Annotated in this window: 15 protein-coding genes; 5 read left to right on the top strand and 10 right to left on the bottom strand. The window is 50.4% G+C overall.

Annotation, left to right across the window (positions count from 1 at the left end; translation table 11 throughout):
- Positions 1-11: 11 nt before the first annotated feature.
- Together FRIGORI9N_RS09075 and FRIGORI9N_RS09070 are read right to left on the bottom strand one after the other, a co-directional pair.
- The gene (locus FRIGORI9N_RS09075) at positions 12-836 is read right to left on the bottom strand and encodes an SDR family oxidoreductase (protein WP_159569913.1); all 825 of its coding nucleotides are present in this window, start codon (positions 834-836) and stop codon (positions 12-14) included.
- Positions 833-2,359, bottom strand: coding sequence for an NAD(P)/FAD-dependent oxidoreductase (locus FRIGORI9N_RS09070; protein WP_159569911.1), 1,527 nt, complete (start codon positions 2,357-2,359; stop codon positions 833-835). The genes FRIGORI9N_RS09075 and FRIGORI9N_RS09070 overlap by 4 nt, the downstream gene beginning before the upstream one ends.
- 183 nt (positions 2,360-2,542) lie before the next feature.
- Between FRIGORI9N_RS09070 and FRIGORI9N_RS09065 the strand changes: the two genes are divergently transcribed.
- Together FRIGORI9N_RS09065 and FRIGORI9N_RS09060 are read left to right on the top strand one after the other, a co-directional pair.
- Entirely contained in the window at positions 2,543-3,847 is a 1,305-nt protein-coding gene (locus tag FRIGORI9N_RS09065; RefSeq protein WP_159569909.1) for a hypothetical protein, read from the top strand.
- Positions 3,848-3,932: 85 nt separating this feature from the next.
- Positions 3,933-5,807 carry a choice-of-anchor I family protein gene (locus FRIGORI9N_RS09060; RefSeq protein ID WP_159569907.1) on the top strand — a complete coding sequence of 625 codons (1,875 nt, stop codon included), beginning with the start codon at positions 3,933-3,935 and terminating at the stop codon, positions 5,805-5,807.
- A gap of 230 nt (positions 5,808-6,037) precedes the next feature.
- Here the strand turns inward: FRIGORI9N_RS09060 and FRIGORI9N_RS09055 are convergent, their stop codons facing one another.
- Positions 6,038-6,460: a hypothetical protein gene (locus FRIGORI9N_RS09055; RefSeq protein ID WP_159569905.1), complete on the bottom strand. Its 423-nt coding sequence runs from the start codon at positions 6,458-6,460 to the stop codon at positions 6,038-6,040.
- A gap of 507 nt (positions 6,461-6,967) precedes the next feature.
- On the opposite strand from FRIGORI9N_RS09055, the gene FRIGORI9N_RS09050 reads away from it, so the two are divergent.
- Entirely contained in the window at positions 6,968-7,438 is a 471-nt protein-coding gene (locus tag FRIGORI9N_RS09050; RefSeq protein WP_159569903.1) for a MarR family winged helix-turn-helix transcriptional regulator, read from the top strand.
- Positions 7,439-7,478: 40 nt separating this feature from the next.
- On the opposite strand, the gene FRIGORI9N_RS09045 is transcribed toward FRIGORI9N_RS09050, so the two are convergent.
- The gene (locus tag FRIGORI9N_RS09045) at positions 7,479-7,688 is read right to left on the bottom strand and encodes a hypothetical protein (RefSeq protein WP_201301466.1); all 210 of its coding nucleotides are present in this window, start codon (positions 7,686-7,688) and stop codon (positions 7,479-7,481) included.
- Positions 7,689-7,913: 225 nt separating this feature from the next.
- Here FRIGORI9N_RS09045 and FRIGORI9N_RS09040 point away from each other — a divergent pair, with 225 nt between their 5' ends.
- Positions 7,914-8,684: a hypothetical protein gene (locus FRIGORI9N_RS09040; protein ID WP_159569902.1), complete on the top strand. Its 771-nt coding sequence runs from the start codon at positions 7,914-7,916 to the stop codon at positions 8,682-8,684.
- A 27-nt stretch (positions 8,685-8,711) separates the two neighbouring features.
- Here FRIGORI9N_RS09040 and FRIGORI9N_RS09035 read toward each other — a convergent pair whose 3' ends face one another.
- Together FRIGORI9N_RS09035 and FRIGORI9N_RS09030 are read right to left on the bottom strand one after the other, a co-directional pair.
- On the bottom strand, positions 8,712-9,173 hold the full coding sequence (locus FRIGORI9N_RS09035) for a hypothetical protein (protein WP_159569900.1): 462 nt from the start codon (positions 9,171-9,173) through the stop codon (positions 8,712-8,714).
- A 5-nt stretch (positions 9,174-9,178) separates the two neighbouring features.
- Positions 9,179-9,628, bottom strand: coding sequence for a hypothetical protein (locus tag FRIGORI9N_RS09030; protein ID WP_159569898.1), 450 nt, complete (start codon positions 9,626-9,628; stop codon positions 9,179-9,181).
- 195 nt (positions 9,629-9,823) lie between these two features.
- Between FRIGORI9N_RS09030 and FRIGORI9N_RS09025 the strand changes: the two genes are divergently transcribed.
- Positions 9,824-10,405 (top strand): recombinase family protein, encoded by a 582-nt coding sequence (locus FRIGORI9N_RS09025; protein WP_159569896.1) that lies wholly within the window; start codon positions 9,824-9,826, stop codon positions 10,403-10,405.
- Here FRIGORI9N_RS09025 and FRIGORI9N_RS09020 read toward each other — a convergent pair whose 3' ends face one another.
- From FRIGORI9N_RS09020 to FRIGORI9N_RS09005, 4 genes are all read right to left on the bottom strand, one after another.
- Entirely contained in the window at positions 10,406-11,023 is a 618-nt protein-coding gene (locus FRIGORI9N_RS09020) for a hypothetical protein (RefSeq protein ID WP_159569894.1), read from the bottom strand.
- Between the two features lie 146 nt (positions 11,024-11,169).
- Positions 11,170-11,394 carry a hypothetical protein gene (locus tag FRIGORI9N_RS09015; protein ID WP_159569892.1) on the bottom strand — a complete coding sequence of 75 codons (225 nt, stop codon included), beginning with the start codon at positions 11,392-11,394 and terminating at the stop codon, positions 11,170-11,172.
- Positions 11,387-11,704: a KilA-N domain-containing protein gene (locus FRIGORI9N_RS09010; RefSeq protein WP_159569890.1), complete on the bottom strand. Its 318-nt coding sequence runs from the start codon at positions 11,702-11,704 to the stop codon at positions 11,387-11,389. The genes FRIGORI9N_RS09015 and FRIGORI9N_RS09010 overlap by 8 nt, the downstream gene beginning before the upstream one ends.
- Before the next feature lie 521 nt (positions 11,705-12,225).
- On the bottom strand, positions 12,226-13,017 hold the full coding sequence (locus tag FRIGORI9N_RS09005; protein WP_159569888.1) for a hypothetical protein: 792 nt from the start codon (positions 13,015-13,017) through the stop codon (positions 12,226-12,228).
- Positions 13,018-14,019: the final 1,002 nt, after the last annotated feature.

Raw genomic sequence — 14,019 nt, 5'->3', positions numbered from 1 at the left:
CATGGCAAGGCTTACTTGATCTGTATGCCCTTGTAATCTTCCGCGTTCAGCGTGCGTCCCATTTGTTGCCAAAGAATGTGGCGCATGCGCTTGAACGGTATCAGTCGTGAACCCAACCACACGCGCGCGGCGTTGTTGCCGTACACAATGCGGGGTTCGTTTTTCTTGATGCACTTCAACACGTACTCGCAAACTTCATCGGGCGGTGTGGTCAGAAATTTTTTGGCAAACTTTTCGTGCTCGGGCTTGCTGGCAATGTTGGTGTTAATTCCACCTGGATGCACCAAATGCACCTGCACCTTGCTGTTTGAAAGCTCAACCATCAGCGATTCGGTAAAGCCGCGTACTGCAAATTTGCTGGCGCAATAATCTGAATTACTGGGCGTACCCACCAAACCAAAAATGCTCGACACATTCACCACGGCGCCTTCGCCGTTGTCCAACAGTTGCGGCAAGAATGCGCGCGTACCATGCACCACACCCCAAAAGTTGATGCCCATCACACGTTCATAACTGTCGTCACTCAAAGCCCACACCGGGCGACCTTCACCGGTTACGCCAGCGTTGTTGATGATCACGTGCGCATTACCCAAAGCGGCTTTCACCGCTTGGGCAAAGGCGTACACCCCGGCCTTGTCAGACACATCTAGTGTCTCGGCATACACCTGCACATTGCTCGCTTGCATGACCAGTTTTTCAGTTTCTTTCAAGCCTTTTTCATCGTAGTCACACAATGCAATTTTGCTGCCCAAATTGGCGAACATCAACGCATAAGAGCGCCCCATGCCAGAACCAGCACCTGTGATCACCACCACTTTGTCTTTGAAATTTTTCATGCTGCAGCTCCTTCAGTGCTCAATTCGGATTCATTGAAGTGCTGCGGCTTTTGCTGTGGCAAAGGAGCCTGCAACACGTGGTCGTTCATCTTGAAATTCCTGGCCATTCGCAGGTAGGTGTAACTAAAGCCCGGAAACATGGCCACCACATGGCCGCTTTTGCTTTTGTACCAACTGGTACAACCGCCGCGCTTCCACACGGTTTTTTCCATTTCGCTGTGAATATGGGTGGTGTAACGTTCTTCAGCCTGGGGCTTTACCTCGATGGCCACGGCTTTTTTGGTCTTCACCTCCGCAATGGCACGCATGATGTAATGCATCTGCGCTTCAATCACGAAAATCGCGCTGGTATGCCCAATACCGGTGTTTGGGCCGGTCACGATAAACAGGTTCGGAAACTGCGGCACAGTAGTTCCCAGGTAAGCGCGCGGAAATTCATTCCACACATCAGCCAGTTGGGTGCCACCCTTGCCCACCACTGGGTAGGAAATAACGCCGTCGGTGGCGTCATAGCCCGTGGAATACACAATGCAGTCCAGGTCAATTTGCGCACCACTCAGCGTTTTGATACCGGTTTCATTGATTTCCGCAATTCCATCGGTTTTGTCGTGCAGGTTCACGTTGGGGCGGCAGTAAGCCGGGTAAAGCGTGTTGCTCAAAATAATCCGCTTGCAACCTATGGTGAAATCGGGCGTCACTTTTTTGCGCAATTCCGGGTCTTTGACCTGCTTTTTGATGTGGTGCAAAGCCTCACGCTGCGCAATGTGTTTCAAGGCAAAGTCGGAGTACTTAAAGGCAATTACACGGCTTTCCAAACCCCAATAAATCGCAGCACGCGCCAGTTTTCTAATTGGCTCCACTTTCAACAAGGCACGTTGCCAGGGCTTGAAAACCCTGTCAGCGCGGGGCAACACCCAGTGAGGCGAGCGCTGAAACACATGCAACTGGCCCACTTCGGGTGCAATCGCCGGAATAACCTGCGCAGCACTGGCGCCACTTCCAATAATGGCAACGCGTTTGCCAGTGTGGTCGTAATTTTGATCCCAGGCATTGGTGTGAAAGGTTTTTCCCTTGAATGTGTCGCGACCTTTGAAATTTGGAATCACAGGCGTACTCAGCGGGCCAGATGCATTGATCACAAACTGCGCCTTGAGTACATCGCCACCCTGCAGGTACACACGCCAGCGCTGCTCGTTCTCGTGCCACTCGGTGCGCTGTACATTGCTGTTGGTTCGGGTTTTCTCACGCAGACCGTGCTTGGTAATTACATGCTCGGTGTATTGCTGAAGCTCCTCCCCTTCTGCAAACATTTGACTCCAGTCATACGGTTCGCTTTCGATGGAATACAGCAGCGATTGAACATCGACCGCGGCGCCGGGATATGAGTTCTGACACCAGGTGCCGCCCATAAAGTCGCGGCGCTCCAGCATGATGAAATCTTCAATGCCACGCTTTTTCAAATTGATTGCTGCACACTGGCCACCAAAGCCACTGCCAATAATTACGACTGTGTATTCACTCATGCCAAAGACCTCTGTCAGAAAAATTTTGCTTCCGTGAATGTATATCTGACAACGAACATTGTCAATTATAAATTCACCAATAGAGGGTAGAACCCTCCCCCTAATTGGAGGATTAAAAAATTGCGCTACTTGCAAAATTGACAGGTGTGTTAAATACCAATCAAACAAACAAGGAGCAAACCCATGGCCGCACCCCAAGCATTGATCAAGAACATAGAAGGCGAAGTGAACGTGAACCGCAACGGTGAAGCAGTGGCCGTGAAAGCTGGTGACTACCTGCTACCCGGTGATGAAGTAATCACCGGTGCTAACGGGCGTATGGCACTGGAGTTCCCCGGTTCTGACGGTCAAATTCCCGCTGCCGGGGTGATGACCGCCAACGGCAAGCTGACATTGGGCGAACAACCAGGCCCCAACGGCCAGCAGCAAATCGTTGTGCTGGAAGACGGTGAATGTTTTGAATTCACCACAGAACTGGCTGAGAACTCTGCTGCTGCCGAAGGCGGGGCTGTTGCCGGCTTGTTTGGTGCTGGCCTGTTAGGCGCAGGCAGTGGTGGCGTAGCTGGTGCAGGCGCCGTGGCGGCTGGTGCGTTTTTGGCAGGTGGTTCTGGGGACTCTGGCAGTGGCTCCGGCAGCGACAGCAACATCAACAATGCCGGTGTGGGTGCTGGCGAATTTTCCTCACAAGACAGCCCTCAAAGCCTTGAAGAATTTGCCAATGAAAACCTGACCCAGGAAAACCTGGAACAAAGCATTTTGCAGCCCATTCAGGATGCAGTGCAAAACAGCCAGAGCAACCCTGAAACCACCCCTGACAACGTTGCTGTTGCTGTGGAACAAACAGGCCTGGGCGTGTTGGAAAACGTGCACGATGCCTTGGTGGCCACCACGGGCGAAGGCACACCGCAAGCCGACCTGGTACAACAATTGGTCGAGGGCGCGAATGAAACACCCTTGGGTGAACCCCTGAGCCCGATTACCAGCCCTCTACTTGATGCTGTGAACACTGATCTTGGACTGGACACCCTGATTTCTGCCTTGCCCAATGTTGATCCTGCCGATGGTGGACTGGTCACCAGCGTGGTGGATTTGGCAGATGGTATTACCCAACCCATCAGCGAACAGGTCGAGCCCTACGATCAATTGCTACAGGGTTTGAGGGATGCTGCCGTTGAAATCGACAACGTACTGGATGGCGTGTTGAGCCAAGTGACAACCGAAGTTCCGAATGTCGACGGTTTGGGAGACTCCAGCCCCGCCCTGCCCGCCGAAGTTGAAAGTGGCCTGGCAGACTTGGTCGATGGCATTCTGGGTGGCGCCGATACCCTTCAAAATGCCTTGGAAGGCGGTGGCGGTTCTGGTTTGCCAGAAGTTCCCGAAGGCGATTTGTTGGGCACGCTCAGCAGTGGTATTTCATCCGGTGCCGATGCACTGGGTGGCGAATTGGGCGGTTTACCCGGATTGCCAACCGATGGATTGCCAAGCTAATACGCATCGCACTTAATATTTGTCATCAAGATTTCATCTTTGAACAATAGGCTCGATCGTTTTATAGCGATACGAGCCTATTTTCATGAACAAGACCAAAATTCAATTATTCACACTCAGTGTGATTGCAGCAGCTACCCTCGCTGCATGTGGCGGTAATGGCGAAAGCTCGGCCAACAACACCACAACTCCTTCCGAGGTAACGCCAGCCAGCGTGACTCTGGAAAAGATTGGTGGATTTTCCACCAACCAGTTCGATGAGAGCGCAGCTGAAATTCCAGCATATGACCCAGCCAGTAAACGCCTGTTTATGGTCAACGCTTTGGCAGGTGCTGTGGATGTATTTGATTTGTCTGATCCTGAAAACCCCACGTTGATCAACACGCTAGACACCAACGATGTACTTGCAGGCTCGGTAGTCAACAGCGTCGCAGTCGCGAATGGAATTGTGGCTGTGGCCATTGAAGCACCGATCAAAACCAATCTGGGTCGCATGGCTTTGTATCGCGCCAGTGATTTGACGTTGCTAAGCGCACGCACTGTGGGTGCGCAACCCGACATGATCACCTTCACACCCGACGGTAATACGGTACTCACGGCCAACGAGGGCGAACCCAGTGACGACTACCAAATTGACCCGGAAGGCAGTATCAGCGTAATTGACGTGCGTGACCCACGTGCCCCGATCGTGCGAACCGCCAGCTTTAGCGCATTCACAGGGCAAGAGGCCAGTTTGCGTGCCCAAGGCATTCGAATCTATGGGCCTGGAGCTTCGGCCTCACAAGATTTCGAACCTGAATACATCACTGTATCCGCTGACGGCACCACGGCATTCGTGACCCTTCAAGAAAACAATGCAATTGCAAAAATCGACATTGCGACAGCAACCGTGACTAACGTATTCCCTTTGGGCGAAAAAGATCACGGTGCCGTTGGAAATGAATTTGATGCCTCTGACTCCGATGGTGACACGATCAACATTCGCAACTGGGCAGGTGTGATTGGCTTGTACCTACCCGATGCCATGGCCTCTTACACGGCTGCAGACGGCAATACCTATTTGATAACAGCCAACGAAGGCGATGCGCGCACCTGGGGTGAGGACAACCCAGCTTACTTCGCCGGTGATGCAAGCAAAGGCTTTGTTGAAGAATTCCGGGTGAAACACCTGGTGAACCGAAATGGTTGGGCTGGTCGATTGAATGACGACTTGCCAGCTCAACTCGACGACTTGGCCAATGGCGGCTTGCTTAACCCAACGGTGTTTGGATACTGTGGTGCCGTAGCAGGAAACCCGAACGGCTGCCGAGCAGATGATCAACTCGGTCGCTTGAACGTAACGTGGACCATGGGCTATCGCACTGATGCCAATGGCGCGCCTATTCTATTTAACAGCACGGGTGTAGAAGACCCTGCAGGCGATCGCCTGATGTACGACAAACTGTATTCATTCGGTGCGCGTTCATTCTCGATTTTCAATGAAGAAGGTGTACTCGTATTCGACTCAGGCTCTGAAATTGAACGCTTCCTGGCCAGCGATGATTGTAAAGTGGGCAGTACCCGCAACCTGAATTGCAAAGACTTTTTCAATTCAGGCCATGACGAAGGCAACGCACTGGACAGCCGAAGCGACGCCAAAGGCCCTGAGCCCGAAGGTGTAGCTGTAGGCAAGATCGGCGACAAGACTTTTGCGTTCATTGGTCTTGAACGCATCGGCGGAATTCTGGTTTATGACGTAACCGATCCTTCGGCACCCGTGCGCGTGGACTATTACAACACCCGCGACGACTGGACCAACAATCCCGCAGACCCCGCGGTGCTGCCAACAGTGGGCGACCTGGGACCAGAGGGACTGGTATTCATTCCAGCCAAGGATTCCCCAACAGGTGAACCCTTGTTGGTGGTTGGCAATGAGGTGAGTGGTAGCACTGCGGTGATGAGGGTAAATTTGAGCTTCTAAGCTTCTCACCCAACGCCACTCCTGCGTGCCGAGAGTCAACAAAAAGCCCCTTACGGGGCTTTCTGTTTTTTGGCGGAGAAGGAGGGATTCACTTAACCCCAAATTATTGTCTCTTATTTTCAATAACTTACCGGATAATTTCAGTTTCATATTAGCAGATTTCTTAGCAGCGAGCGATCAAGATCAATCTATACTTGGTACCAAGTCCGGCGTGACTGAAGTATCCCAACTCATCCAAGAAAGTCATCATCATGGGCACTAAAAAATCTGGCTACACAGTAGCGCATAACGATTAATGTGAGAACCACGATCAAAAAGGCTTGGACGCTTAGTGCCAAGACCATCAGGAGAAATGAAGATCCGAAGATCAATAGACCAACACCAGTAATCAAACCCGCATGTCTCGATTGCAATCGAGCTTTAAGTTTCAAATAAACATCTTCATCTTCTCTTTCAAGAATCATCAGGTGAACAATCGCAAAGGTCGCCATGATCACAGTCGACATGCCAAAAAGTGCCAATAAAGGATCATATAGCCAAGACGGACCTATTCTGTCGTGGAGTTGAGCGGAAGTCATAAGGCCTACAAATGAAACCCCAGACAAGGCTGAATAGAATGACCAATGGAGCGATCTAAATCCTTTATCTTTCATAGACAATTTCCCGTTGACTTCAGAGGCCAATGAACGCTTTTCAATTAAAGCCTTCGACAAATAATAAACAAGCGTCAACTTTGCGCAACACCGTGACAAGCATCCGGTGACAACAAAAAAAAGCCCAACTTATTGAGCAGAATGAATCGCCCCGCGGACACAAAGAATATAAATCCGTTGTGGATTATTTTATTTCTTCCAATCGTTTACGACCTCTCAACTTCCCCGTTACCTTATTCGATCATTAGCCAAAAATACAAGGAGAGGATTTTGATTTTTACTAGTAACCCTATAACCGCTGAGATTACTCAGGGATATGTCTATCTCAGAATTTTCAATACTGAACTATGTGGCATTCCAGAAAAATCGTTCAATGTGCTCCCAAGAGTTAGCCGCCTTCGAGATAACAGTAATGACAGGTGCCAGACATTCGAATTCTCCTTGTCATGGCTTAACCACAAGATCGACATCAGTCGGAAACGCGCACACGCTTAGGGAGTAATCAAAATGTTTAGCGAGTCTGATTACCAAGCGCTTCAATCACATGCTGATTTCATTCAACAAGTCATGAAGATCAATAGCGATTTGACAATCTCAAGGCTACTCGTACTTCTTAAAGTTGCGCTTGAACCAAACAAAACTTCAGCCCAATTCATCGAGGACACTGGGATCACCACTGCTGCAATAAGCCGCCATCTAGGCTACTGGCGGAAGTGTGGGAATGTCCCGACCAAAGTAGAAGGCCCCGCGTGGATCAAAGTGGATATGGATCCAACTGACTGCAGGATAAAGCCCCTTGATTTAACCTTCCACGGACAACTGGAGCTGAAGAGAATGGTGGGGAATCCTGCTAATTGCTCATCGTTTGCAGAGCACTATCAGGGCACAAAGATACACGCCTTTGTACCGAAGCGCCGAATGACAGATCGTCGATCTAAAAGCCGAAGGGAGAATCGTCACCAAAATAATCTGAGTTGATCCCTCGCGACTGAATCACTCGGGATCACCAGAAGGCCAATCAATGACAGTGGTAAGGAACGGATTTGTTATGGCATCCTTTTCTGTCGAGGCCACCACTATGGGAGGGTGCATTAACTGCGTCACCATTCTCGTCGTGAGTATGTCCTGAATAAAAGAGAACAGGCTCCTTCGGATAATCCTTTACTGCATATGCTCCTGATACGGTTACCAATGCCACAGTCACAGCTAATAGGTAGCGTTTTTTCATGATGCCTGTCTCCTTGTTATGTCCTTTCAGGGTACTGCTTATCATCTACGAGCAGTCACCACCATTATTGGGGGGAGTCCGATCGCCTTCTGTCAAACATAAACAAAGGGGACTCTTTTAGGGTGAAGACACTGGTCATCACATGTTTTAGTATCGATCGGTAAATGGTTCGTGACACACACTTGCCACAATAGAAATCCCAATAACCACAAAAAGATAGACGCCATGAACCTCCTCACAAAGCTATTCGCACTGACAGCTATTGTTTTCTCTACGGGCTGCGCCAGTACGTACAACATCCAGGCACAACCTAAAGAGGGTCAAGTATCAAAGTTGAATGACGGTGCAGAGCAGGTCCTATCGGCCAAGACCCACACCGTAGCGGTCTCTCCTGTTTCCCAGAGAGTACAAAGTAACCGCAGAATCTCCTTGATCGTATCAATCGTCAACACGAGTTCGACAAAGCTTTATGTTGGACCTGAACTCATGAGGGCCTCGATTGGACCTCAACAGGCTGCAGTGTTGTCACATGAGCAACTTGTAGAAGAAGCGGAGGGTGCTGCCCGGAGTAAACGCATAGGCGCGGCTCTACAGGCCTTTAGCGCGTCCTTGAATGCAAATGCGGCAGCCACAACCAATTACAGCGGCACCTATCAAAATAATTATTATGGGAGCCAAAGCGGGTACATAGGGAACTCGACTGGGACATTCTACGGACAGTCCTACAACGCTGCACAAGCTGAACAAATCAGACAACAGGCCAACCAGAACAGTGCAATTCAAATGCAACAAGCCAGTGATGAGGAGGCTAACACCCTGAGTCATTTACAGAAAACAGCGTTCAAGAAACATGAACTGTCCCCCGGTGAGATGTACACGAAGATCGTCACCTTACAACCAGCTCGGAATCTAGATGGGCCACTACCAATGACCTTTGAAATTGATCTGAATGGTGAGTTACATCAGTTCGACTTCTCGCTAAATCCCAAGAAGTAGACAATTCAGAAGGGCAAGACTTTGAGGCTACCCAGGAGAGCTAGCGGACATAAAGATCGACTGGATCAACTCTTTGATTGCAGACTTTATGCCATCCATAAGTAGCTCCTTGCCTACGCCTTTGCCCAAATCCGACAGGTATTTGGCAACTCGTTTCATCGACGAAGAATTCTTGGATGCCAACTCGAACCCCTTCGGAGTGAAGGCGGTCTCCTCGAAAATGCCGTTGTGAAGTCGGGCATAAGTAATTAACCCACTCGAGGCCAACCATTTAATTGTAGGGACAGCTAGTCCAGCAGGACTCTTACCTCTGATGTACTGGTGATGATTGGGATTACCATCGACCATCTCGGTAGATTCACTCCACAAGTCATCAGGTAACAAGATTGCCAACGCCATCGGATCAATGTCCACACTACGCGGAAACTGATCATAAAGTTTAGCCATGGTGAGAGCAGAAAGCTCCTCATAGATCTCAATGTTCTTCATAGCGACTACTTTTCAGAAACCTGACAACTACCCTTCTTCACCACCACCATCTCATCCACGGTACTACTCAGACTGGCACTGTGTAGGCCTAACCTGTCCCCCTTTCCAGAGGACTCTGATTTCTTGCTCAAAGCGAGTAGATCACCGTAACTACCCGCATATTGGATACTCAGTGAATCAATAGCATCCGGCCTAAGGAGTGCCCATGATTTGCTGTTGGTAGCCCTGAGCTTACCATCGAGCTTGAGGGTCTCAGGGGCTGTTTTCTCACCGCTGATACGCATGGTTTGCGCGATGTTGGTGACCTCCATACGCTCAGGTTCACTTAGATACACAACGAATGCCTTATTGAAGTTACAGGTTATTTCCCCCGCACGAGCATCGCCAACGGAGATCAACCCAAACAGACCAATGCAACTTACAAATCTAGCATTCATAAAATTTTGGATCGACACTGTTATCTCCTGATACGCCTCCAAGAACCCAGATCCATGATGACATGAGTTTGAAGACCTTGCAGCGAACCATTCTGTCCGCAATCCTCCGGTTTCGTACATAGCGTTCTGAGGGTGTACGAATCTAAGGGTTGACATATTTCCGTACATCATAGAGAATCGGACTCCCTTTTAGTACACCCGTGAGCCTATCCCATGTCTCGAGTTTTCGCCTACTGCCGAGTATCCACCCTCGACCAAACCACCGCCAACCAAGTGCAGGAGATAAAGTCTGCTGGCTTCGATCTCAAGCCCTCTAGGACCATCGCTGAGACAGTCTCAGGGTCGGTACCTGCCATGCAGCGCGAGGGCTTCCTGAGGCTTCTGGAGAAGCTCGAAGACAGTGATGTACTGGTGGTGAGTAAACTGGATCGCTTGGGCAGGAACGCCATGGATGTGAGGTCCACAGTTGAACACCTAGAGCAACTCGGGGTCAGGGTCCATTGCTTGGCCCTAGGTGGTGTAGACCTCACCAGTGCTGCAGGTAGGATGACCATGCAAGTGTTGGGGGCGGTGGCAGAGTTTGAGAGAGACCTACTCATCGAGAGGACCCAAGCTGGACTGAAGAGGGCCAAGTCCGAGGGTAAAACCTTTGGTCGCCCCCCTGCCCTGTCTCAAGCTAAGAGGTCAGAGGTCATCACCAAGATCAAAGCGGGCATCCCCATCGCACAGCTCGCAAGGGAATACGACACCACTAGGCAGACCATCATGAGGATCAGAGACTCAAATGCCGATTAATCACCTTTGCTGGTTGATCTCTTCTTGTAATTTTTCAGCCATTCCAACTAGGCATTGACTTATTTCCCGCTGATCCTCTGGTGGTATTCGTATACGGGCCACATAGGCCATGTTTTTTGTGCTGTCCTCAAAGTTTAGGCCAAGTCTCAACGTCTGGCTTTCGAGGACCTCAGCAATAAATTGAACAGCATCACTGAAATCATGGCCCACCATCAAGGAATGAGCAGATCCCCCTGTGATGAATTTGCCAGAGCTTTTAAGAGTCCTAGTGTCAGATCGAAGCCAGAAAGACTTGTATGGAGACGCGACCGGATACTTTCCAGATTGAAGAGATTCGCCAATTTTCCCTTGTAGAAAGATAACTTTGGACAATCCAAAGACTTGCTCGTCGTCATAAATATTTGTCGACATGTCAAAACCGTCCACCCGTAGCGTTTCAGGACTTACCCCAATCGTCCGGAGGCCTAACACTCTGATTCCACAACTTGTAATAGCACCGCTTTCGTTCAACTTCATTTGAGGCTGGACCGCCGCATCGATTTCCATTACCGGATTAGCCATAGCATGACCTTGGTAACAGACTAACAAAACACACAAGGCAAGCTTGGGATTTAACATCGGCTGGGTTCCTTAACTCTGAGTTCACCCAAAGACTAATCGATCCCGAGGCGTCTAACCAGCCCCAAGAACGAGGCGGGGGTACGGGGGGAGTTCGTCCCGTGATGATCTCGAGGTTGACCTCTGAGAATTTCTAATGGAAATATTTATGACCGTGCCAGATCCTTCTTGATCATCAGTGAGCTCACCTGAGGCAAGGACCGTGCGAACCGTGCCAAGGTCTCACCATTGACAGCGCAGTTGGCATCAAAGACATCAGCCTTGGGTTGGGCAATAGCCAGCTTGGCTTCGATTTCTTCAGCTTGCTCCAGTAGTTCCCGCATGTACTTCAGTGGGTTCTTCTGGAGGTCAGCAGCAGCATGATCAGCCACCGCAAAACCACGGGTCTCCAGACGTTCGAAAGCATCCAGAACCTAAATGTTGAAGGTTGGACTGGATCCACGATGCGTAGGCATAAACGACCTTCAGGATTCCGAAGGTGACACCAGTACGACCACATTTCGTATAAAAGGCAGGAATACCATCCTTTTCCAAAGCATTGAGTAATTCTTGGGTGCTGGTCACATCCAGCCAGAACTGAGGTCGGTGACGATTCTCACCACCAGCAGCCTTGTGGATGTCATTCAGGCAGTAGCGTCCCTCTCCGTTCAGCCGTGGATTTAACTGCCGGATTTCCGGCATTTAGAATTTCAGCGATCAACCCTTGAGTGCTATGTGATTGATAGGGGCAGCAATCAGCAAATCCTCAGATTGACGAATCTCATGGATTAACCCATTTGTCTTGACCACGTAGGTCCCACCGTCGCGTCGCATCTTGGTTGTCACAGGGGAGATACTCCGAGAATCTTCGGAGTTTATTACCGCTATCAGGCCGACAGTATTCTGTAGGGCCATGAAGATGCCACCATTACGGCCCATCTTTGAGGAGACTGGGGGAACTGTGCTTGTTCGCATAGTTTCTAATTCCAGCACCATATTCTTGAGCTGGTCGTGGCGCATCCATTGGGCAGGAGCTTGGTGGCCACTGCTTCTTTATTCTTCTGTGTGGAAGACTTAGGAAGTTCTGCAACCAGTTCAATGGTCTCTCCAATGACCGGAGGTGGCACGGGCCGGGCCGAGGGGGGAACTGACCCCATGATTATCTCGAGGTTGACCTCAGAGAATTTTTCACACAAACATTCCTCCCCTCTCCCCACTTGGCATCACTCCCTCTCAACCACTGGGTCAAACCCAAGGTGCTTCCTGAATGCTCCCTGCATTGCTCCCCGTGCATAGGCCTCGTGCTCCTTAGCGACAATCACACAGTCATGGACTGGGAGACCTACGATTCCCTGAGATTTTAGATTCAGTAGCAAATCCACCATGATGTCACTCTCTTTACGGAACACCTGAAAGCCCACCTCCTTGCAGAACAAATGAGCAACTGGGCGGTGGTGCTTCTTGATCATGTCCACAAGGGTCTCAATGCGCACCAAGGGATCAGGCCACTTCTTGCGGATGTCCTCTGGGATCTTCTTAGGGTCTTTGGCCTTGAACAACATGGAGCTACACACCTTCTTGATGATGGGCCGCCACATGTCCGGATCTAGTCCAGGTAATGCATAAGCATCCACAAAGTCGGGAACCACCCCCACCATTGCATAGAGGATTCTCGGGGCAATCTGCCCATAGTCCAGACTCACCGTATCGCTGCCATTGATGCTCAGTCCCTTGGCTCTCTGTTCCTTGGACAGGCGCTGCCAGAAGCCGCCATAGAGCCTTCCACCGTCCTTGAATGACCCATTGTTGAATATCCTCCTAAGCTGGACCATGGAGATATCAACGAATTTCTCAGATAGTGATTCATCGAAGTTCAGGTCCGCTTGGTAAAACCATGAGTTGATCTCATTCATTTCCCTGCGAAGCCTTCTGGTCTCGGAGGTGTCCTTGTACTGCAACTTCTCAGAAGAAGCCTCACCAGTAAAGAGGTCTCGATGCTTCTCAGACTTCAACACAATGGGCTCCCCTTGGAAGTTTCTGGTGAAGTCATCAATACCAATTCCATGGGCATCCAACAGGCTAATGAATCTCTCTGTAGGAGCGATGCTGGACTGATTTAGAGGGCGCTGGCTGCGATGGTAGGGCTCACCCACAGTGAGACTCAATAGCCCAATCTCAGGGGCACCAAGAGCGTCTAGAACCCTTGGGTAAGCCGTGGAGAAACACTGCCCACGGGAGTATTGATCAGTAGCTCCAAGAACTCGGTTAGACCGGGATACACGCAGAGGCAAAGTGTCTCCTGACAGACACTGGGTGGCTAGGTTTGAGATGGTCATATCGACCTGACGATACAGGATCAATTCATCTTGCTTCTTTCTGGCCCGTTTCCGTGGGGCACTTCTGGACTCATGGTCCAGCACAGAGGTGAATACACGATTGACCAGTTCTCTGGCTGGCTGTGTCTTAGCCTCTCTCCATGGGTCAATGGCCCTATGTTTGACTGGGGAGTCACAGGGGGTTTCTAAGGGGTTCTCTAGGGGGTGGGTAGGGTAGTTCATGACAGGGTATGGGTGGGGTAAGGGTGGTTCGTCCATCCATGCCTTCGGCCTCCCACGGAGGTTTACCGAAAGATGGCTACAGGCTTGTACAGGGATGGTCTGAGGGTCTTCCCCTGAGGTAGCGGGAAGCAGTGGTGGAGACAATTGGCGGTGGTTGGCCCGGAGACATTCACAGGGGCAGCAACGCTGAGAGCAAGGCAGGCTCTACCTCTTGGTCTTATGACTCCCACCTATAGGGTAAGTCCCTTAGATAACACTAAGAGAGAGACTGAGGGACTGACTGGATAAGGTCTCCGAGAGGACTCAAAGAATGTCTCTGGATGGTTACCAACGTAAGCCCCCAGCAAACCCATCTTGAAATGACTGGTTCTGAACGGCGACCATAGTGTCCACTCCATTTCTTGGTGGACACCATGAGTGCACTTCAAACTACCCCGAAACGTCCCGTTCGTGTGTATC

Source organism: Limnobacter sp. 130, assembly GCF_902506325.1.
Lineage (GTDB): Bacteria > Pseudomonadota > Gammaproteobacteria > Burkholderiales > Burkholderiaceae_B > Limnobacter.
This window is presented reverse-complemented; position numbering and strand designations above follow the sequence as displayed.

Coding starts and splice junctions, on each gene's coding strand:
- FRIGORI9N_RS09070 (WP_159569911.1), bottom strand. CDS start 2,359: ATGAGTGAATACACAGTCGTAATTATTGGCAGTGGCTTTGGTGGCCAG.
- FRIGORI9N_RS09035 (WP_159569900.1), bottom strand. CDS start 9,173: ATGAAGAACATTGAGATCTATGAGGAGCTTTCTGCTCTCACCATGGCT.
- FRIGORI9N_RS09050 (WP_159569903.1), top strand. CDS start 6,968: ATGTTTAGCGAGTCTGATTACCAAGCGCTTCAATCACATGCTGATTTC.
- FRIGORI9N_RS09010 (WP_159569890.1), bottom strand. CDS start 11,704: ATGCCGGAAATCCGGCAGTTAAATCCACGGCTGAACGGAGAGGGACGC.
- FRIGORI9N_RS09045 (WP_201301466.1), bottom strand. CDS start 7,688: ATGAAAAAACGCTACCTATTAGCTGTGACTGTGGCATTGGTAACCGTA.
- FRIGORI9N_RS09020 (WP_159569894.1), bottom strand. CDS start 11,023: ATGTTAAATCCCAAGCTTGCCTTGTGTGTTTTGTTAGTCTGTTACCAA.
- FRIGORI9N_RS09025 (WP_159569896.1), top strand. CDS start 9,824: ATGTCTCGAGTTTTCGCCTACTGCCGAGTATCCACCCTCGACCAAACC.
- FRIGORI9N_RS09065 (WP_159569909.1), top strand. CDS start 2,543: ATGGCCGCACCCCAAGCATTGATCAAGAACATAGAAGGCGAAGTGAAC.
- FRIGORI9N_RS09075 (WP_159569913.1), bottom strand. CDS start 836: ATGAAAAATTTCAAAGACAAAGTGGTGGTGATCACAGGTGCTGGTTCT.
- FRIGORI9N_RS09040 (WP_159569902.1), top strand. CDS start 7,914: ATGAACCTCCTCACAAAGCTATTCGCACTGACAGCTATTGTTTTCTCT.
- FRIGORI9N_RS09060 (WP_159569907.1), top strand. CDS start 3,933: ATGAACAAGACCAAAATTCAATTATTCACACTCAGTGTGATTGCAGCA.
- FRIGORI9N_RS09055 (WP_159569905.1), bottom strand. CDS start 6,460: ATGAAAGATAAAGGATTTAGATCGCTCCATTGGTCATTCTATTCAGCC.